Origin of the sequence: Mycobacterium sp. Aquia_213, from assembly GCF_026625985.1 — a bacterium.
Taxonomy (GTDB): domain Bacteria; phylum Actinomycetota; class Actinomycetes; order Mycobacteriales; family Mycobacteriaceae; genus Mycobacterium.
Window position 1 is genome coordinate 798397 of the sequence record NZ_CP113116.1, and the last position, 19179, is coordinate 817575.

Consider the following 19179-nt stretch of genomic DNA (forward strand, 5'->3'; position numbering starts at 1 on the left):
GACCGGGCGTCGGTAGGCTTGCCGTCATGAACGACCGACGTCGGGCCAGCTACACGCATGGTCATCACGAGTCGGTGCTGCGCAGTCATCAGCGGCGTACCGCGCAGGACTCCGCGAGCTACCTGCTGCCGTACCTGAGGCCGGGGCTGTCGCTGCTCGACGTGGGGTGTGGCCCCGGGACGATCACCGCGGACCTCGCGGACATCGTGGCGCCCGGATCGGTCACGGCCATCGATCAATTCGCCGACGTCCTTGACGTGGCCCGCCGCGAAGCCGAGCAGCGCAACCTATCCAACGTCTCGTTCGCGACCGCCGACGTGGATCGGCTAGACATTGCCGACGACACGTTCGACGTCGTACACGCACACCAGGTGCTGCAGCACGTCACCGATCCGGTGCAGGCGCTGCGCGAGATGCGCAGGGTGTGTGCGCCCGGCGGCATCGTGGCGGCGCGCGATGCCGACTACGCGGGGTTCGTCTGGTTCCCACGCCTTGCGGCACTGGACTTCTGGCGCGACATCTACCAACGGGCCGCGCGGGCCAATGGCGGCGAGCCGGACGCCGGCCGACAGCTGCTGTCGTGGGCGCTGGAAGCGGGATTCGACGACGTGACACCCACCGGAAGCCTGTGGTGCTATGCCACGGCCGAGACCCGCGAATGGTGGGGCGAAATGTGGGCGGACCGAATCCTGCACTCCGGTATCGCCCGCGACATTCTGCGGTTTGGTCTGGCCACCACCGCCCAGCTCGAGGAGATCTCGCAGGCATGGCGGGAATGGGCCGCGGCGAAAGACGGCTGGCTGGCGATCCCGCACGGCGAAATCATCTGCCGCGCGTAAGTATTCAGTCCAGGAAGAGGTCCGGAATGGGCTGCTCCCCGCCCCCGTAGCGGGACAGGTCCGCCACCCCGGCCGATTGCAGAACGTCGGAATCGATGTAGCAATTGCCGGTGGCTTCCCGGGCGGGGCGGGAGATGATTTCGACCGCGGCGTCGGCCATGATCTCGGGGCTGCGCGACGACTCGGCCAACTTCTCGCCGTCGGCCATGTTCGCCACCGCGGCGGTGGCGATATACGTCTGCGGCCAAAGGCAATTCACGCCGATCCCGGCTCTCCCGGGTTGGAAGGCGAATTCCGCCGCCCAGCCCAGCGACAGCAGCGTCATCCCGTACTTGGACAGCGTGTAGGCCGGGTGGGCGCCCAGCCAGCGCGGGTTCATGTTCACCGGCGGCGAGATGGTGAGCACGTGCGGGTTGGCCGCTTTCTGCAGGTGTGGCACGCATGCCTTGGTCAGCAGGAAGGTGCCGCGCAGGTTGACCTCCTGCATCAGGTCGTATTTCTTGGCCGACAACACGGCGGTCGGTTCGGTCGCGATGGCGCTGGCGTTGTTCACGCAGACGTCGATGCCGCCGAACCGCTGCACCGCGGCGTCGACCACCCGCTGCACGTCCTCTTCGCGTCGCACATCGCCGACGACCGCGAGCGCCTTGCCACCGGCCGCCTCGACCTCGGCGGCAGCGGTGTGCACCGTACCGGGCAGCCGGGGATGCGGGGTGTGGGTCTTGGCCAGCAGCACCACGTTGGCGCCGTGGCGGGCGGCGCCGATCCCGATCGCGAGTCCGATGCCCCGGCTGCCGCCGGAGATCACGACGGTGCGGTCGGCGAGCTTCTTATCAGCCATTCCCTATCCTTTGTCCAGGTCAGCGCATGGTATTGGCATTCTCTTTTTTTGCAAGTACGTTATTCATCGATGGATAATACGGCCCACACTCCCTCCGGCATCCCGCTGCAGCCCGTATACGGGCCGGCGGATAGGAGCGCGGAGCCTCCGGCGCCCGGAGAGTTCCCGTTCACCCGGGGCAACTTCGCCTCCGGCTATCGCGGCAAGTTGTGGACTTTCCGGCAATACTCCGGCTTCGGTACCGCCGAGGAGTCCAACCGCCGCTACCGATACCTGCTCGATCAGGGCGGAACCGGGCTGTCGGTGGCGCTCGACCTGCCCACCCAATGCGGCTACGACTCCGACGACCCCGAGTTCGGCGAGGAGGTCGGCCGGGTCGGCGTCGCGGTGGACACCCTGGCCGACTTCGAGATCCTGTTCGACGGCATCCCGCTGGACAAGCTCAGCACGAGCATGACGATCAATGGAACGGCGGCGATCCTGCTGGCGTTCTACGTCGCCGCTGCCGAGAAGAAGGGGATCCCGCGGGCCAAGCTCACCGGGACGATCCAGAACGACATCCTCAAGGAGTACGCGTCACGCGGAACCTGGATCTGGCCGCCCGAGCCGTCACTGCGGTTGATCGCCGACACCATCGAATTCTGCGCGGCCGAGGTTCCGAGGTTCAACGCCATTTCGGTGGCCGGTGCGCACTTCCGCGACGCCGGCGCCAACGCGGTGCAGGAGATGGCGTTCACCCTGGCCGACGGGGTGACCTATTGCGACACCGTCGTCGAGCGCGGCCGCATGACGATCGACCAGTTCGCACCCCAGATCTCGTTCTTCTTCTACACGCACGGCGACTTCTTCGAGGAGATCGCCAAATATCGTGCGGGACGCCGACGTTGGGCGACCATCGTGCAGGAGCGCTACGGGGCGACGACGGCCAAGGCGGCGATGTTCCGCTTCGGCTGTGTCTGTGGCGGCGCATCGCTCTACGCGCCGCAGGCGCACAACAACATCGTCCGGGTGGCCTACGAGGCGATGGCCGCGGTATTGGGCGGGGTCCAGTCGATGTTCACCGCGGCCTGGGACGAGCCGTTCGCCCTGCCCACCGAGGAAACCACGACATTGGCGCTGCGCACCCAGCAGATCCTCGCGCACGAAACCGGCGTGGGTAGCGTCGCCGACCCGCTGGGCGGCTCGTATTTCGTGGAGGCGCTGACCGATGCGACCGAGGCCCGCATCATCGAGATCATGTCCGACCTCGAGCGGCACGGCGGCATGGTCCATGCCATCGAGGACGGTTACCTGCAGGGCCTGATCGCCGACGAAGCCTTCAAGATGCATCAGGACGTCGAAGCCGGAACCCGCCCGGTGGTCGGGGTCAACCGGTTCGTGACCGAGGAACCCGAACCCGACGTCGTCACCTACGAGCTCGACGCCGAAGGACGTGATCTGCAGCTCAAGCGGCTGTCCAAGGTGAAGGCCGAAAGAGATTCGGCCGCAGTCGAATCCACTCTCGCAGCACTGGCGCGCGCCGCGGAGGGCGACGACAACCTGATGCACAAGTTGGTCGACTGTGCCAACGCCTACTGCACGGTCGGGGAAATGGTCTCCGCGCTCAAGGCAGTATGGGGCGAATTCCAGCAACCGGTGGTGTTCTAAATGGCGGTAAGAATTCTGGTCGCGAAACCCGGCCTTGACGGACACGACCGCGGCGCCAAGATCGTCGCCCGAACCTTGCGTGATGCCGGATTCGAGGTCATCTACACCGGCATCCGTCAGCGCATCGAAGACATCGCGTCGATCGCGGTCCAGGAAGACGTCGCCGTCGTCGGGCTGAGCATCCTGTCCGGTGCGCACCTGGCGCTCACCGCCCGGACCGTCGAAGCGTTGCGCGCCGCCGACGCCGCCGACATCGCCGTCGTCGTGGGTGGAACCATCCCGCATGCCGATGTCCCCAAACTCGTCTCGGCCGGTGCCGCGGCGGTGTTTCCCACCGGCACACCGCTCGACACCTTGGTGCGCGAAATCCGAACCCTGACCGGCACTGGGGAAATTGAACCGAAGCAACCCGCCACGGAGGAACCATGCGCGTCGGAGTGATGATCGGCGCCGAGCGCGGCGATATGGCCCGCAAGGTGGACAAGCTGGCCTCCGATATCGAATGGGCCGAGTCTGCGGGCCTGGATACCGCGTGGATGCCGCAGGTGCCCAACGACTTCGACTGCCTGACCATGGTGTCGCTGATGGCCGCGCACAGCTCGCGCATCGAGCTGGGTACCGCGGTGGTGCCGCTGCAGGCCCAGCACCCGATTGCCCTTGCCCGCCAGGCGCTCTCGACGCATGCGGTGGCCGGTGGACGGTTGGCGCTGGGTGTCGGACCGTCGCACCACTGGATCATCCGGGACATGCTCGGCCTGCCGTATGAGAAGCCGGCCGCCTACACCCGCGACTACCTGCAGGTGCTCAACGCCGCTATTGCCGGCCCGGGATCGGTTGACGTCGAGAACGACTCGTTCACCGTGCACAACCCGATGGCGATCGGGGCCGATACCCCGATGCCCGTCCTGGTCGCCGCGCTGGGGCCGGTGATGCTGCAGATCGCCGGTGAACTCGCGGACGGCACTGTGCTGTGGATGGCCGACGAGCGCGCGATCGGTGATCACATTGCACCGAAGATCACCAAGGCCGCCGCGGACGCCGGTCGGCCCGCGCCGCGGATCATCGCGGGTATCCCGGTATGCCTATGTGCGCCTGCACAAGTCGACGAAGCTAAGGAGCGGGCCAACCGCATCCTGGGCGAGGCCGAGGTGTCGCCGAACTATCAGCGCCTACTCGACCGGGGCGATGCCCGCGATGTCGGCGATCTGTGTGCGGCGGGCGACGAGGCGCAGATTCTGTCGCGATTCCGCGCTTTCGCCGACGCCGGTGTGACCGACTTGTCGGTGCGGCTGCTGCCGATCGGCGACAACCGGGACGAGCTGGTCGCTTCCAAGCGCCGTACCCGTGAAGTGATCGCCTCACTCGCAGCGGAATTGCGTTGACTGGCAGCAACACCGGGCCGCTGGCAGGGATACGCATCCTGGAAGTCGGCACCATGCTGGCGGGTCCGTACGCGACCATGCTGCTCGCCGATCTCGGTGCCGAGGTCACCAAGATCGAACCTCGCGGCGGCGAAATCTCCCGCAGCGTCGGCGCCACCTACTTCGCCAGCCTTAACCGCAACAAGTCCAGCATCACATTGGACCTGAATTCCGATGCGGGACAGCAACGGTTGGGTGAACTGGTCGCGGACGCGCATGCGCTGCTGGTGAATCTGAAGCCGTCGGCCATCCGGCGGCTGGGGCTCACCTATGACGAGCTGCGGCGGCACAACGAGCGGATCGTCTGCGTCGCGATCACCGGATTCGGGCTCTACGGCGGCGACGATCCGGCCTTCGACTACGTGGTGCAGGCCGGCGTCGGCACCGCCGCGTTGACCGGCGACCCGGCCGGCCCGCCGACGCTGCCCGGTTACTCCTCGGCCGACAATTCCACCGGAATGACCGCGGCGCTTGGGCTTTTGGCCAAGATCATCTCCGGCACCGGTGGGCAGGTCGATGTGTCGCTGCGCGACGTGATGCTGTCACAGCTGAACTATCACGCGTCGGCCTATCTCAACAACGGTGTCGAGCCGCAGCGCCGACCCTACGGGGCACACTCGTATTACGTCCCGGCCCAACTATTTCCGACCGCCGACGGGTATCTGGCGCTGTTCATCACGCACGACGGCTTCTGGAAGTCGTTTGCCGCCGAAGCGGGCATCGGCGGCTTCGAAACGATGGCCGAGCGCGTCGCGCGCCGCGACGAAGTGCTGGCGGTTGTCACCGCAATGCTGGCAACCGACACCGCCGCCGGATGGGAACGACGACTCCGCCCGCTGGGAGTTCCGGCGGCGGCCGTTAGGACCCTGCCCGAAGCGCTCGAGGCGACGCCGGAAGTGGTTGTGTCGGCAGGGGATTTCCGCCTCATCGGCAGCCCGATCCACGTTTCCGGGTATCAGCCCGACTATCGACCACCGCCGGAGCTGCCGGAATAGGCCGCACCGTCTGCCGAGCGTGAAACGAGCTTCACGTTCGGCCTCGAGCGTGAAACCAGCTTCACGTTCGGCGTGAGACGCGCTACCGCGCTACCGCGCTACGGCAGCCTGCTTCTCCTCATAGAGCCGCGCCCACTCGGCGCGCGGCCGGATCGACACGTCCACGTCAGTCGCCTTGGCGCGCAAGGCTTTAACGGTTGCCTGATCGCGAGCGGTGCGGGCGAACGGGTCCCAGCCGAAGAACCGGCAGCTGTTCTCCCACGTGATCTTGTTGATGTCGGCGTCGTCTGCGCCGGCGGCGTTGAGCTCGGCCAGCACCTGCTCGGGCGCATCGGGCCAGAAGCAGTCCGAGTGCGGGTAGTCGCACTCCCAGGCGATGATGTCGATGCCGATCTCGTGGCGCAGCTTCAACGAAGTCTTATCGGTGACGTAGCAGGCCAGCGAGTGCTCACGGAAAACGTCGCTGGGCAGCTTGTCGCCGAAGTCGCGGCGCAGCCACCTCTGGTTGGTGTAGTGGCGGTCGCTGCGGTCCAGGTAGAACGGGATCCAGCCGATACCGCCCTCGGAGAAGGCGAACTTCAGGTCGGGATAGTTGCGCATGGCGGGGCCCCACAACAGATCCTGCGCGCACATCGCCGAGACCTGGGTGGCCAGAATGATCATGTTGTCGATCGGCGCGTTGGGGGCCATGCTGATCGCCCCGAATCCGGTGCCGATGTGCAGACACATCACCACGTTCTCTTCGGACAGCGTGCGGAACACCGGGCCCCAATAGTCATCGTCGTGGTAGCTCGGAAGGCCTTCCAGATGCGGCAATTCCGGCATCGTCACCGCCCGGCAGCCCTTGGCCGCCACCCGGCGGATCTCGGCGCACATGGCCTCCGGATTCCACGTCGGCAGAATGGCGATGGGGATGAACCGGTCCGGGTAGGAGCCGGCCCACTCGTCGATGTGCCAGTCGTTGTAGGCCGCCACCATCACCAGGGTCGCCTCCTCGCGGTGCATGTTGAGGTGACGCGCGGAGAAGCCGGTGAACGTCGGGAAGCACATCGACGCGAGGATGCCGTTGCGGTTCATGTCCCGAACGCGTTCGTGGACGTCGTAGACGCCGGGGCGCATTTCGGCGAAACCGGCCGGATCGCGGCCCCATTCCTCGGCCGGCCACGACACCACGGCGTTCAGTCCGCTCACGCCCTGCGGCCGGCCCTGGTACATCCACTGGTCGACGCCCTTGTCGTCGACCACAACGATCGGGGCCTCGGGCTTGTACTTGGCGGGCACGTGGCGCAGGAACATGTCCGGCGGCTCGACCACATGGTCGTCAATGCTCACCAGGATCAGGTCATCGACATCCATCAAGCTTTCCTCTCGCACACAGTGGTACAGCCGAATTCGGCTAGCCGTCGAGCTCGGTCGTCGTTGCCAGCAGCCGCGGAATCGGCGCGGGATCCAGCAGCAGCGCGTCGGACATCGTCAGCTTGCCGGCATTGGCGATCATGTTGTCCAGGACGGCCTGCAGATCGTCGCCCTCGATCTCGTAGATCGCGACATAGGGGCCCTCGCCGTTGATCGGACGCAACCGCCGCGCCGAGACGATTCCGTCCAGAGCCACCAGTTCGGGCAGATGAACTTCGTCGTACCAGGTGTTGTACTCCTGCTCGCGTTCGGGCGAACTGGGTCGACTCTCCACGAGCATGATGCCCTTGGCCATGTCGCCACCTCTTTCGTGACTATTCGTAGCGCACCGTGACGGAATCAGTATCGGGTACACCCTGGCACGTCAAAATGTAGCCGTCTTCCACTTCGTCGTCGTCGAGAGCGTCGTTAATTCGCATGGTCGCGTGCCCGCTCTCGACGCGGGCCATGCACGTGCCGCAGTTGCCGGCCTCGCAGTTGAACGGAGGATCCAGGCCGGCCCGCCGGGCGCTTTCCAGCAGCGTCTCGCCGGGAACCAGCGGCACCGTCGCCTTCTTGCGTTCCAGGTGGATCGTCACCGTGCCGGGCTCGGCACCGTTTGTCGTGGGATCTGCCACCCTTGGAGTCTCCTCGATCGTCGCGGACCGCCGCGCTGGAACGCTCGGGTTCCACCGTGGCCGCCCCCGCCCGTACTTGCGTTCTTCAGTATAGAGAATACTATTCTCACTAATCGATAGCATCTTCTCTACTGCGCCGATGTCGGGTCAGCCTGGCCTGCGGGGAAGGACAGGACGTGACCGAGCCGGCCGCGCTCGTGTTCGAGGAACGGCAATTCAGCCTGCCGCAGCTCGACGCGATGGCCAACAGTCTGGCCGCGGCCCTGGGCAAGAACGGTGTCGCCGCGGGCCAGCGGGTCGCCGTCATGTCGTCGAACCGGCCGGAGTTCGTCGCCGTCCTGCTGGCAATCTGGCGGCTGGGCGCCACGGCGGTGCTGATCAGTCCGGCGTGGAAGCGCGACGAGGTCGACCATGCGCTGGCACTGACCAGCCCGGGCCATGCGGTCGGGGACCACGCGGTGCTGGCCGGCCTGATGCCCATGCTGCACCTGGATGAACCGGTCGCGCCCGCCGAGCCGATACCGATGTCGGCGCCGCCGCGCGCCGATGCGGTGCTGGTGTTCAGTTCGGGCACCACCGGCCTCCCGAAGGCGGTCCGGCACACCCACGCCGCGCTGACCGACGCCGTGCGGCACTGGCGCGACGCGTTGCAACTCACCCGGCAGGATCGAATTCAGGTCGCCACGCCGCCGTCGCACATCCTGGGTCTGCTCAACATCGTCACCGCGCTGCGCACCGGCGCCTGGCTGCGGCTGCATCGTCGCTTCGACGTCGACCGGATGCTCGATCACATCGAAAAGGACCGCATCACAATCGAAATGGCGGTCGCGCCGATCGCCCTGGCCATCGCCTCGCACCCGACGCTCGAGTCATACGACTTGTCGTCGCTGCGCTTCATCATGTGGGGTGCAACGCCGGTCAGCACCAGCGTCGCCGAGACCGTGACACGGCGTACCGGCGTCGGATGGGTCCCGGCCTATGGCACCACCGAACTGCCGGTCATTGCCTGCAATCCGGTCGCCGGTGCCCGGCTCGACACCGTCGGGCGCCCGGTGCCGGGGGTGGAGCTGCGGGTCGTCTCGTTGGAGACCGGCCAGCCGGTGGGCCCGGGCGAGGTCGGTGAGATCCAGGCGCGGTCCACCTCGTTGATGGCCGGCTACCTGCCGGCCGACGCGACGGACGAGGCGATGTGCGACGGCTGGTATCGCACCGGCGACGTCGGCTGGCTCGACGCCGATCGTTGGCTGCGGATCACCGACCGCCTCAAGGAGATGATCAAGGTGCGCGGCTTTCAGGTCGCGCCAGCCGAAATCGAGACGGTGTTGCACGGGCATCCCGCAGTCAAAGACTGTGCGGTGTTTGGAATTCCGGACGGGATCAACGGGGAAGCCGTCGTCGCCGCGGTCGCCACGCGGGCTCCCGGTGACACCGACGCGGTCGCCGCCGACCTCACCGCCCGGGTGGATGAGAAGCTGGCGTCCTATAAACATCTGAGCCGGGTCGTGTTCGTGCCCGATATCCCTCGCCTGCCTTCGGGCAAGGTGCTGCGCCGAGTGCTGAAGGAGCGCTATGGATGTACGTCTGACAGCTGAACAGCAACAGTTGCGTGATGCCGCCGCGAAGCTGGCCGATGACCTCGGCCCCGCCACGGTTGCGGACCTCGCCGACGGCAGCCGAATCACTAGGCTGGACAGGCAGGTTGCGGCGACGGGCTGGCGATCACTGCGCTCCGACGGGGCTTCCGGTGTCGAAGTCGCGATCGTCGCCGAGGAATTCGGGCGCCGGCTAGTCGACACCCCGTTCCTCGGTCCGGTGCTGGCCGACGACCTCGCACACCGGATCGGTGCCGATGCCGGCGAAGCGACGGTGGCCGTGCAGGATCGCGCGATCGACGCGCGTGGCGCCCGTCGCGGCTGGTCGCTCTCCGGCAACACGGTGCTGGCCGCCGACCTCGGCGCCGTGCAGTCCGGTGCCGACTTGACAAGAGCCGAAGCGGAATTGGCGGGCTCTCCCGAGACGCTCGGCGAGCTGGCGGACGACGCGGCGGCCCGGTGGTACGCCCTGGCGCTGGTCACCACATCGGCCGACCTGGTCGGCATCGCCCGGGGCGCGCAGGCCGTCGCCTGCGACTACGCGAAAATTCGCGAGCAGTACGGCAAGCAGATCGGCTCATATCAGGCCATCGCCCACCTGCTGGCCGAAAGCCTTGCCCTGATTGAAGGTTCGGTCAGCGTGCTGCGGCATGCCGCGTGGGGTGTCGACGAACTCGAGCCGGCGCAGGCCATTCGGGCCGCCCAGATCGCGAAGGTCTACTGTGCGCGTGCCACCAGGACCGTGTGTGAGACCGCGGTTCAGGTACACGGCGGCATCGGCAATACCTGGGAGTGCATCGCACATGTCTACCTGCGTCGGGCCCTGACATCGACAGAGCTGTGGCCCGTCACGTTGAAGGAGATCGATCTTGGACTTTCGTGACTCACCCGAAGAGGCGGCCTTCCGCGAGCGACTGCGGACGTGGCTTTCGGCGCACGCCAAAGAGTTTTCCGGCTCGGGCGACGAATATTGGGAGCGCATGGCCGACTGGCATCGCGCCCTGTACGAGAACGGCTTTTTCGGCCTGTCCTGGCCCAGCGATTGGGGCGGGCAGGACCTGGCGCCGGTGTACGACGTCATCGTCGACGAGGAACTGGTGCGCGCCGGCGCCCCGCCGCGCCCGAGCGTCGGCTACCTGGTCTACGGCATCGGCGCGCACGGCGGCGACGAACTCCGGAAGCGCTTCCTGCCCGGCATCATCAACGGCACCGAGCGCTGGTGCCAGGGTTTCAGTGAACCCGGAGCAGGGTCGGATCTGGCGTCGCTGACCACCAGCGCCACCCGCGACGGCGACAACTACGTCGTGCACGGGCACAAGATCTGGACCAGCTATTCCGACGTGGCCGACTGGTGTCTACTGCTGGCCCGCACCGATCCCGAGGCGAAGCGGCACCGGGGTCTGTCGGCGTTTGTGATCGCGATGAAACAGCCTGGTGTGCAACAACGTCCGCTGCAGATGATGAACGGCGTCACCAACGAATTCGGTCAGGTGTTCTTCGACGGCGCCACGGTGCCGGCCGACCGGATGGTCGGTGCTCCCGGTGACGGGTGGGCGGTCGCGATGACCGTCGTCGGACACGAACGCGAACCCTCCACCCTCGGTTACGCAGCTCGATACGGCAAGCTCGTCCGACAACTGTTGGCGCGCAACGAGGGTGAGGTGTCCGAGGAACTGGCCTGGGCGGCGGTACAGTCGGACATGTTGACCCATCACGTGCGGCGGCGGCTATCCGAACAGTTGGATGGGGTATCGCACGGGTCGGAAGGCTCGTTGGACAAACTGCTGATGACCTGGGTCGAGCAATCCGTGGGGCACGCCGCACTGGCGGTCGCCGGGACCCGCGATCCAGATCTACTCAGTGCCTACCTGTACAGCCGCGCGCAAAGCGTCATGGGCGGTACATCACAGATACAGAAAAACATCATCGCTTCACGAATCTTGGGATTGGGAGTCTGACGTGTACGACATGCCTGCTGAAATCGATGTCCGCGCCGACGGTGCACTGCGGATCATCACGCTGAACCGCCCGGATTCGCTGAACTCGGTCAACGACGACCTGCACTCCGGGCTCGCGCGGATATGGCAGCGGTTGACCGATGACCCCACCGCCCGCGCCGCGGTGATCACCGGTGCCGGCCGGGCATTCTCCGCCGGCGGTGATTTCGGATATCTTGAGGAGCTCTCGAACGATGCCGACCTGCGGGCCAAGACCATCCGCGACGGGCGCGAGATCGTACTGGGCATGGCGCGGTGCCGAATTCCCTTGGTGGCGGCGGTAAATGGGCCCGCCGTCGGTCTGGGCTGCAGCCTGGTCGCGCTGAGCGACATCGTCTACATCGCCGAAGACGCCTACCTCGCCGACCCCCACGTGCAGGTGGGGTTGGTCGCCGCCGACGGCGGCCCGCTGACCTGGCCGCTGCATATCAGCCTGTTGCTGGCCAAGGAGTATGCGCTGACCGGCACTCGCATCAAAGCGCAGCGCGCCGTCGACCTCGGGCTGGCCAACCATGTGGCCGCGGACCCGGTCGCAGAGGCAATCGCTTGCGCCAAAAAGATTTTGGAGTTGCCGCAACAGGCGGTCGAGAGCACCAAGCGAGTGCTCAACATTCACCTGGAGCGGGCGGTGCTGGCCAGCCTGGACTATGCCCTGTCGGCCGAAAGCCAGTCATTCCTGACCGAGGACTTCCGGGCCAACGTCGCCAAATTCAACGCCGCGAAAAACTGAGCCGCACCTCGCGACTCAGTTCTTCGACGGGATGTGACTAGCTCTTGGCCGCGGCCTTCTCGCGGGCCTCGGCCGTCTTCTCGGCGACACGCGCCGCCTCGGCCTGCGCTTCCTTCTTGGCCACGTCGCGCTGCGCCTTGGCCTTGTCCTGCTGGGCGCGGCCTTCCTTGCGGAGACCTTCGTGGCTGATCAGGATGCCGACGATTTCCTTGGTCTTTCCGATGGCGTCTTCGATGACACCCTTGATGCCTTCCACGAGTCCATTGTCGCGGTCACTCATAATGGCGCCCCCTTCGTGAGACGTTGATGGTCTAGGGACTCGTACCCGAAGAGGCCGGTGCGGCAACGTTTTAATCAGCGCGTCTGGTGTGGCGTCGGTCACCCCACCCGCTCACCAGCACCGCAGCTCCGGCGCCACCGGTCGCGACGACGGGCGCTCGGCGTGTCGGGCAAGCGTGTCGTGGCAGGCCCTCGTCGACGAGCGCCGAATGTCGGGCAACTAATCCTTCGCCAGGAATGCGTGCAGCTTCTCCACCGCGTGATCGATGGTGAAGCTGGCCGGCGGGTGCCGGGGTGGGAATTCTTTGAATGTCTCGAGGAACGTCATCGGAGAAGTAGAAGAACCCACGCCGCGGACTGGTCTCGACTTCGCCGGTGAGGTACGGCAGCAGGTTGAAACCGTCGATGTGCACCGTGAACGTCTTGTCCTCGCCTTGCAGGCGGAGCGTATGACCGTTCCTGAGCTTGGCACTGACATCCGGCTCGCCAGCGGCCGCCACTAGCGTGGGCAGCCAATCATGGTGCTGGACAATCCCATTGGAGACCACGCCAGCGGGGATCCCCCATCAGTCCGTCGCTGTAACAGCTCAGGTTGGTGATCCCGATGTCGTCACCCCAGATGACCAGAATGTTCGGCTTCTCGTTCGGCATGTCCGTACCCCGTTCCGCGCAGCTGACGACCGATTCCGCTCACCACTGACGCTAGCCATCCGAACCAGCGGGCGGCAGGGGTTGGGCCGGGCTTTCTGCCTGAAATCCGGATGATTCAGTCGCCGTCGTGGTGCCGCAAGAAATCGCGCATCACCTCGTCGAACCGCTCCGGTTCCTCGATGAACGGCATGTGAGAACTCGACTCGAACAACTCGAACCGCGAGTCCTTGATCCGCTGATGTATTTCCCGCATGTGCTCGGGGTCGCATTCGTCGTACCTGCCGGCAACGACGAGGGTCGGCAGGGCGATCTCGGTCAACCGGTCGAATACGTCCCAGCTGCTGATGTTGCCGACGATGCGAAAATCGCTGGGGCCGAACATCGTTTCGAAGATCTCGGCTCCCATGCGGATGAACGCTTCCTGAAGGTCGGGTGGCCACGGGTGGACGCGGCAGAGATACGTCTCGTTCCAGGTACGGATCGCGTCCTGGTATTCGGGCGAGTGCGTCGTGCCGGCGGCTTCGTGGCGATCGATGGCGGCTTGAGTGGCGGGGTCCAAATCGCGCTTGAGCCGGGCCACCATGTCCGAAAACGCGGGGATGGACGCGATGCTGTTCGAGATCGTCAGGCTGACCGCGGTCGACGAGATGTCAAGCACGTACTGCTGCGCCAGCATTCCGCCCCACGAATTACCGAACATATGGAAGCGTTGCAGGCCGAGTGCACCGATGACGGCGTCCATCTCGGCGACCGAGCGTTCCACCGTCCAAAGTTTCGTGTCCGAGGGGCATTCGGAATTTCCGCAGCCGAGCTGATCCCAGAAAATGACCTCGCGTTCATCCGCCAGGCGTTGCAGCGAAAGCAAATAGTTGTGCGGTACACCCGGCCCGCCGTGAATGGCGAGCAGCGGAAGACCCGGCCCGCCGCCGACGCGCTTGAACCACACATTTCCGCCCGGAACCGCGATGGTCCCCTCCGACTGAGTCATCGCTCGCGATGCTAGTAGTCGGCCCGGGCGACCGCCCTCCTTGCAACTCCCACTCTCGGCCTGAGAGAATAAGATTCTCATGAATGTGCGGGTGGCTCTCGGAGTCCCGCATTGTGCTGGCTGAACTGGAGAAACCCGTGCCTGAAGCTGTCATCGTGTCCGCCCTACGCACCCCGATCGGGACCGCCCGGAAGGGAACGCTGCGCGACACCACCGCGTTCGAGCTCGCACACCACGTCGTTTCGGAGGCGGCCACGGACCTGGATCCGGCGCAGGTCGACGACGTGATCCTGGGCGAGGGGCTCTATGGCGGCGGCGTCGTCGCCCGCCATGCGGCCCTCACGGCGGGGCTGTCCCATGTGCCCGGCCTGGCCAACAATCGGCATTGCGCGGCCGGGCAGGCGGCGGTGCAGAGCGCGGCGGCAAGCGTGCGCGCCGGGATGGACGAGCTGATCATCGCCGGCGGTGTGAACGCGGCGTCGACCTCGCCGCGCTCCCGGATCCAGGTGGACGGCGAGTGGGTCGACTGGTTTCCGCCGACGCACCCGGACCGACCCGACGCGCCGAACATGGACATGTCGATCACCGTGGGCTGGAACGCCGCGGTCAAAGCGGGCGTGAGCCGCGAGGAGATGGACGCCTGGGCGCTGCGGTCGCATCGCAACGCGATCGCGGCGATCGACGAAGGCCGCTTCAAGGAGGAGGTCGTTCCGATCGAGACGCCGCACGGGCTGTTCTCGGTCGACGAGCACCCGAGGCGCGACACCACGATGGAGAAACTGGCCGCGCTCAACCCGCTACATCCCGAGATCGAGGGCTTTTCGATCACCGCCGGCAACGCATGCGGCGCCAACGACGGCGCCGCGGCGCTGGTCATCGCGAGCGATCGGCTTGGGTTGCCGGCGCTGGCGACCGTGCGGTCCTGGGCCTCGGTCGGCGTCGACCCCGCGATCACCGGCCTGGCGCCCGTCGACGCGATCCCGAAAGCCCTTGCCCGTGGCGGTCTTTCGATCTCAGACGTGGACCTGTTCGAAATCAACGAGGCGTTCGCCGCGATGTGTGTGGCGACCATAAAGATGCTCGAGCTCGACCCCGACAAGGTGAACGTCAGCGGCAGTGGTTGCGGGCTCGGGCATCCGGTGGCGGCAACCGGGGCCCGGATGCTGGTCACGTTGGTGCACGAACTGCGCCGGCGCGGTGGCGGAATCGGTGTCGCCGCCATGTGTGCCGGTGGTGGCATGGGTTCCGCGACGGTCATCGAGGTCCCGGCTCCATAATGTGTTTATGACCATCGCCGACCTAATCGCCGGAGCGCGCAACGGATCTCAGCGCGCGGCGGGTCGGCTGCTCAGCCTCGTCGAGGGCGAACAGCGCGACGAGGTGCTGGCCAGCATCGGCCCGGCAAGCGCGCTCACGGTGCGTGTCGTCGGTATTACCGGACCGCCCGGCGCGGGTAAGTCGACGACGGTTGCGGCCCTCGTCGGCGCCTACCGTGAGCGTGGCTGCCGGGTCGCCGTGCTGGCCGTCGACCCGTCGTCGCCGTTCAGCGGCGGCGCGCTACTGGGTGATCGCATTCGAATGGCGGCCCATATCAACGACTCTGACGTGCTGATCCGCTCGGTGGCAAGCCGCGGACACCTCGGGGGTCTGGCCGCCGCGGTGCCGGCGGCCATCCGCCTGCTGGGTGCGATCGGTTACGACATGGTGCTGCTGGAAACCGTGGGGGTGGGGCAGTCGGAGATCGAGATTGCCGCGGTGGCCGACCCCACCATCGTCATCCTCAACCCAGGGGCGGGAGACGCCGTCCAGGCCGCCAAGGCGGGCGTGCTGGAAGTCGCCGACATCGTGGCGGTCAACAAGGCCGACCGCGACGGTGCCGAACAGACCGTGCGGGATCTGCGGGCCGAGACCAAGGCGCCCATCGTCAGCCTGATCGCCGCTCGGGGGGAGGGTGTCGCCGAGCTCGTCGCCGCCATCGACGACCATCACCGCACCGACAGCCGGGAGCGTCGGGTGGCGCGCGCCCGCGCCCAGATCCTTTCCCTGGCCCAAAGCCAGCTGCGGGCCCAGCCGGATCTCGACGTGCTCGCCCAGTCGGTGGTCGACGGCGAGGACGACCCCTATTCGGCCGCCGCGCGACTGCTGTTGCGCGCAGGTCAGGACCAGGACTGATCGTCGCGTGTCCCCCAATCGGGGGACAGGGCATTCATCCGGATTCCGGCCCGATCGGCGGAGGTTTGCCCAGCTAAACCGGCCTAACTTAACTCTTGTATCCACGACGAGTTAAGGAGACCCCGAAGATGACTCGCACACCCGAACTGTCAGCGGCACGGTTGCGTGACCAGCTGGAGATGTACCGCCAAATGTGGGTTTTGCGCCTGCTCGACATGGCGGTGGAGGAGTTGCGCATCGACGGTCGCCTCAACCAACCCGTGCAGGCCGCATTCGGCCAGGAGGCCGTTGCCATCGGCACCGCCGCGGCACTTCGTCCGGGTGACCTGATGACCACCGGCATCATCCACCTGCAGCACGCCCAGCAGATCGCTTGCGCGCTGCCGCTGGGCCCGGCCATCGCCGCGTTGATCGGCCCCGAGTTCGGCCCGGACAGCGACGAGGACGCCCCGTTCGTGGCCTCGATCCGTGGGTTGTCTTCTTTCTCAAGCGCTTTGCAGCAGTCGCCGCTGCTGGCCGTCGGACACGCCTACGGCAAACAGCTGCTCGACGACGGCAGGGTCACGGTGTGCGCCATGGAAACTCGCGACGCCAAGTCCGCGGACTTCGCCGAGGCCGCCCACATCGCGATGTCCTGGCAGCTTCCGGTGGTGTTCGTCGTCGAGAACGCACGTCAGGACAGCAGCGCGACCGAGTGCCACGGAATGCCGGTGCTCTCGGTCGACGGCAACGACGTTGAGGCGGTTCGGGAATCGGTCGCCGAAGCCGTGCGGCGCGCGGGCGCGGGCGGAGGTCCCATCCTGGTGCGGGCAATGACCCAACGTACGAATGGCGTCGCCTCGGTGGACCCCCTGGTGTTCGAAAGGCAGCGCCTGATCAGCGGCGGCATCAGTGCCGGCCACCTCTACGAGGTGGAGCGCCGAGCGCGCCACCTGGTCGCCGAGGCCGAAGCCCACGCGAAGGCGATGTTGGCCGAAGAGCAGCCGGCGCCGATTCGGGAGCCGGAAGTGTGGCCGGCCGCTAGTTGAGCAGGCCCTGCCGCATTGCCTCGGCGACCGCCGCCGCGCGATCGCTGACCCCGAGCTTCTCGTACAGCCGCTGCACATGCGTTTTGACCGTGGACGGCGCCACAAATAGCTCGCCAGCGATCGCGGGGATGCTTTGACCGCGAGCAATGCGATTGAGCACCTCGCGCTCCCGAGCGGACAGAACAGGAGCCGACGGTTCGGCTCGTTGCCGAATCTGCGCGGCAAGGCCTCCGGCAAGCGAGGGTGCCACCACGTCGTTGCCCTTCGCGCACTCGAGTACGGCTTTGACGATCTCGGTGCGCGTCGAGTCCTTGAGCAGAAAGCCGGCGGCGCCCTGCTGCAGCGCTTGATACACGATCGCCGACTCGTCGTGAGCCGACAGCAGCAGTACACGGGTGGGCAATTCGTTGCTGCGGACCGCCGCGGCCACTTGGGCGCCATCCATGCCGGGCATCCGGAAGTCGAGCAACGCGACGTCGGGCCGGTGCTCCTTGATCAGTTCCAGCGCCTGCGTACCGTCATCGGCCTCGCCGACGACATTCACTTCACCGCTGAGCGCGAGCGCGCGCACTACCCCTTCACGGAACAGCGGATGATCGTCGCCGACGACGACGCGGACCTTATCGGGCGTTGCTGCGCCGGCCATGGCGGACAGTCTAGCTGTTTGCCGCACCAGCGCAGATTGCCACGGCGGACAACCTGATGCGGGTTTTGCCACGTAGCCCCGGTGGGTTGAGCACAGATGAGTACTGTGTTCGCGTGGCCGATACCAGCGACGCGGAGTTGCATCGGGTACGCAGGATTCACCAGCTGCGCTCGTATCGCATCGCGTCGGTGGTCCGCATCGGTGTGGTGGGACTGATGGTCGCCGCCATGATCATCGGCACGGCCCGGTCCGAGTGGCCGCAACAGAGTCTGCTGATCGTCGCGTACGCATTCGTCGCACTGTGCGCCGGCGCGCTGGCATTTTCCCCGTTCCATCAATGGGTTGCCTTGGGCCGGTTGCAACCTTTTGCTTTCACGGTCATCGACGTTGTCGCGCTGACAGTCTTTCAGTTGCTATCCACCGACGGCATTTATCCGCTGCTGATCATGACGATGCTGCCCATCCTGTTGGGTCTTGACGTTTCGTCGCGGCGCGCCGCGGTGGTGCTGATCTTCTCGATGATCGGATTCGCGATCGCGGTGCTTCAGGACCCGGAGATGCTGCGCTCGATCGGACTGTTTGAGGCCACTTTTCGCTTTGTGCTCTACGGATTCCTCTGCGCCACGGCGTTCGTCGCCGTCCGCATCGCCGAGCGGCACACCCGCTCGGTGGCGGGCCTGAGCGTGCTGCGGGAGGAATTGCTCGCTCAGACGATGACCGCGCAGGATGTGTTGCAGCGCCGGATCTCGGAGACCATTCACGACGGACCATTGCAAGACATCCTGGCGGTGCGCCAGGAGCTCGTCGAGCTGGAGACGGCACTGCCCGGCGACGAGCGCGTGGAGCGCGCGCTGGCCGGTCTGCAAATCGCTTCACAAAGCCTGCGGCAGGCGACTTTCGAGCTGCACCCGGCCGTCCTGGAGCAGGTTGGTCTGGGTGCGGCCGTGCAGCAGTTGGCCTCCGACACGTCCCAGCGGTCCGGCATCAAGATCTCCACCGACATCGACTACCCGAACCGCAATGAAATCGACCCGATCGTCTTCGGGGTGGTGCGTGAATTGGTTTCGAATGTGGTGCAGCACTCGCAGGCCCGCAACGCCTCGATCACGCTCGGGGTCACCGACCACCGATGTGTCTTGCATGTGGTCGACGACGGGGTGGGATTCAATACCGAGACGATGGCGCGCCGGCTGGGGGAGGGCCACATCGGGCTGGCATCGCACCGTGCCCGGATCGACGCCGCCGGAGGCGTTTTCGTATTCCTCGACACCCCCGTGGGCTCGCACATCTGCGTGGAAGTGCCGTTGCGGTCGTGAACCG

General features: G+C 66.3%; 21 protein-coding genes and 1 pseudogene. 13 read left to right on the forward strand and 9 right to left on the reverse strand.

Features of this window, described 5'->3' with window-relative positions; genetic code table 11:
• Nucleotides 1–26 precede the first annotated feature (26 nt).
• Nucleotides 27–839, forward strand: coding sequence for a methyltransferase domain-containing protein (locus LMQ14_RS03875; protein ID WP_267733521.1), 813 nt, complete (start codon nt 27–29; stop codon nt 837–839).
• A gap of 4 nt (nt 840–843) precedes the next feature.
• Here LMQ14_RS03875 and LMQ14_RS03880 read toward each other — a convergent pair whose 3' ends face one another.
• Nucleotides 844–1680 (reverse strand): SDR family oxidoreductase, encoded by an 837-nt coding sequence (locus tag LMQ14_RS03880; RefSeq protein ID WP_267733522.1) that lies wholly within the window; start codon nt 1678–1680, stop codon nt 844–846.
• Nucleotides 1681–1749: 69 nt separating this feature from the next.
• Here LMQ14_RS03880 and LMQ14_RS03885 point away from each other — a divergent pair, with 69 nt between their 5' ends.
• Genes LMQ14_RS03885 through LMQ14_RS03900 form a run of 4 tightly spaced genes read left to right on the forward strand, consistent with a single transcriptional unit; the run spans nt 1750 to nt 5743 of the window.
• Nucleotides 1750–3327 carry a methylmalonyl-CoA mutase family protein gene (locus tag LMQ14_RS03885; protein ID WP_267733523.1) on the forward strand — a complete coding sequence of 526 codons (1578 nt, stop codon included), beginning with the start codon at nt 1750–1752 and terminating at the stop codon, nt 3325–3327.
• Nucleotides 3328–3768: a cobalamin-dependent protein gene (locus LMQ14_RS03890; RefSeq protein ID WP_267733524.1), complete on the forward strand. Its 441-nt coding sequence runs from the start codon at nt 3328–3330 to the stop codon at nt 3766–3768.
• Nucleotides 3753–4709, forward strand: coding sequence for an LLM class F420-dependent oxidoreductase (locus LMQ14_RS03895; RefSeq protein WP_267733525.1), 957 nt, complete (start codon nt 3753–3755; stop codon nt 4707–4709). Before LMQ14_RS03890 ends, LMQ14_RS03895 begins: the two co-directional genes overlap by 16 nt.
• Nucleotides 4706–5743, forward strand: a complete 1038-nt coding sequence (locus tag LMQ14_RS03900; protein ID WP_267733526.1) for a CaiB/BaiF CoA transferase family protein — start codon at nt 4706–4708, stop codon at nt 5741–5743. The genes LMQ14_RS03895 and LMQ14_RS03900 overlap by 4 nt, the downstream gene beginning before the upstream one ends.
• A 90-nt stretch (nt 5744–5833) precedes the next feature.
• On the opposite strand, the gene LMQ14_RS03905 is transcribed toward LMQ14_RS03900, so the two are convergent.
• Genes LMQ14_RS03905 through LMQ14_RS03915 form a run of 3 tightly spaced genes read right to left on the reverse strand, consistent with a single transcriptional unit; the run spans nt 5834 to nt 7794 of the window.
• Complete coding sequence (locus tag LMQ14_RS03905) at nt 5834–7099, reverse strand: amidohydrolase family protein (protein WP_267733527.1); 1266 nt, start codon at nt 7097–7099, stop codon at nt 5834–5836.
• Nucleotides 7100–7139: 40 nt separating this feature from the next.
• Nucleotides 7140–7454 carry a DUF4286 family protein gene (locus tag LMQ14_RS03910; protein WP_267733528.1) on the reverse strand — a complete coding sequence of 105 codons (315 nt, stop codon included), beginning with the start codon at nt 7452–7454 and terminating at the stop codon, nt 7140–7142.
• A 19-nt stretch (nt 7455–7473) separates the two neighbouring features.
• Complete coding sequence (locus LMQ14_RS03915) at nt 7474–7794, reverse strand: 2Fe-2S iron-sulfur cluster-binding protein (protein WP_267735334.1); 321 nt, start codon at nt 7792–7794, stop codon at nt 7474–7476.
• Nucleotides 7795–7952: 158 nt separating this feature from the next.
• Here LMQ14_RS03915 and LMQ14_RS03920 point away from each other — a divergent pair, with 158 nt between their 5' ends.
• Genes LMQ14_RS03920 through LMQ14_RS03935 form a run of 4 tightly spaced genes read left to right on the forward strand, consistent with a single transcriptional unit; the run spans nt 7953 to nt 12095 of the window.
• Nucleotides 7953–9368 carry a class I adenylate-forming enzyme family protein gene (locus LMQ14_RS03920; protein WP_267733529.1) on the forward strand — a complete coding sequence of 472 codons (1416 nt, stop codon included), beginning with the start codon at nt 7953–7955 and terminating at the stop codon, nt 9366–9368.
• Nucleotides 9346–10251 (forward strand): acyl-CoA dehydrogenase family protein, encoded by a 906-nt coding sequence (locus LMQ14_RS03925; protein ID WP_267733530.1) that lies wholly within the window; start codon nt 9346–9348, stop codon nt 10249–10251. The genes LMQ14_RS03920 and LMQ14_RS03925 overlap by 23 nt, the downstream gene beginning before the upstream one ends.
• A complete protein-coding gene (locus tag LMQ14_RS03930) occupies nt 10238–11326 on the forward strand; it encodes an acyl-CoA dehydrogenase family protein (protein ID WP_267733531.1) in 1089 nt (362 codons plus the stop codon). The genes LMQ14_RS03925 and LMQ14_RS03930 overlap by 14 nt, the downstream gene beginning before the upstream one ends.
• 1 nt (nt 11327) lies before the next feature.
• Entirely contained in the window at nt 11328–12095 is a 768-nt protein-coding gene (locus tag LMQ14_RS03935; RefSeq protein WP_267733532.1) for an enoyl-CoA hydratase/isomerase family protein, read from the forward strand.
• 37 nt (nt 12096–12132) lie between these two features.
• Here the strand turns inward: LMQ14_RS03935 and LMQ14_RS03940 are convergent, their stop codons facing one another.
• The 4 genes and pseudogenes from LMQ14_RS03940 to LMQ14_RS03955 form a co-directional block, all read right to left on the reverse strand.
• A complete protein-coding gene (locus tag LMQ14_RS03940) occupies nt 12133–12375 on the reverse strand; it encodes a CsbD family protein (RefSeq protein WP_267733533.1) in 243 nt (80 codons plus the stop codon).
• Between the two features lie 219 nt (nt 12376–12594).
• Nucleotides 12595–12934: pseudogene (locus LMQ14_RS03945) on the reverse strand (hypothetical protein); the annotation flags it as partial.
• On the reverse strand, nt 12891–13025 hold the full coding sequence (locus LMQ14_RS03950) for a hypothetical protein (protein ID WP_267733534.1): 135 nt from the start codon (nt 13023–13025) through the stop codon (nt 12891–12893). The pseudogene LMQ14_RS03945 and the gene LMQ14_RS03950, both read right to left, overlap by 44 nt.
• A gap of 115 nt (nt 13026–13140) precedes the next feature.
• On the reverse strand, nt 13141–14013 hold the full coding sequence (locus LMQ14_RS03955; protein WP_267733535.1) for a proline iminopeptidase-family hydrolase: 873 nt from the start codon (nt 14011–14013) through the stop codon (nt 13141–13143).
• A gap of 137 nt (nt 14014–14150) precedes the next feature.
• Between LMQ14_RS03955 and LMQ14_RS03960 the strand changes: the two genes are divergently transcribed.
• From LMQ14_RS03960 to LMQ14_RS03970, 3 genes are all read left to right on the forward strand, one after another.
• Nucleotides 14151–15290 carry a thiolase family protein gene (locus tag LMQ14_RS03960; RefSeq protein ID WP_267733536.1) on the forward strand — a complete coding sequence of 380 codons (1140 nt, stop codon included), beginning with the start codon at nt 14151–14153 and terminating at the stop codon, nt 15288–15290.
• 7 nt (nt 15291–15297) lie between these two features.
• A complete protein-coding gene (gene meaB, locus LMQ14_RS03965) occupies nt 15298–16185 on the forward strand; it encodes a methylmalonyl Co-A mutase-associated GTPase MeaB (protein WP_267733537.1) in 888 nt (295 codons plus the stop codon).
• Between the two features lie 128 nt (nt 16186–16313).
• Entirely contained in the window at nt 16314–17213 is a 900-nt protein-coding gene (locus tag LMQ14_RS03970; protein ID WP_267733538.1) for a thiamine pyrophosphate-dependent enzyme, read from the forward strand.
• On the opposite strand, the gene LMQ14_RS03975 is transcribed toward LMQ14_RS03970, so the two are convergent.
• Nucleotides 17206–17859: a response regulator gene (locus tag LMQ14_RS03975; protein WP_267733539.1), complete on the reverse strand. Its 654-nt coding sequence runs from the start codon at nt 17857–17859 to the stop codon at nt 17206–17208. The two genes, LMQ14_RS03970 and LMQ14_RS03975, sit on opposite strands and share 8 nt — an antisense overlap.
• Nucleotides 17860–17972: 113 nt before the next feature.
• On the opposite strand from LMQ14_RS03975, the gene LMQ14_RS03980 reads away from it, so the two are divergent.
• The gene (locus LMQ14_RS03980; RefSeq protein WP_267733540.1) at nt 17973–19175 is read left to right on the forward strand and encodes a sensor histidine kinase; all 1203 of its coding nucleotides are present in this window, start codon (nt 17973–17975) and stop codon (nt 19173–19175) included.
• The last annotated feature ends 4 nt before the right edge of the window (nt 19176–19179 follow it).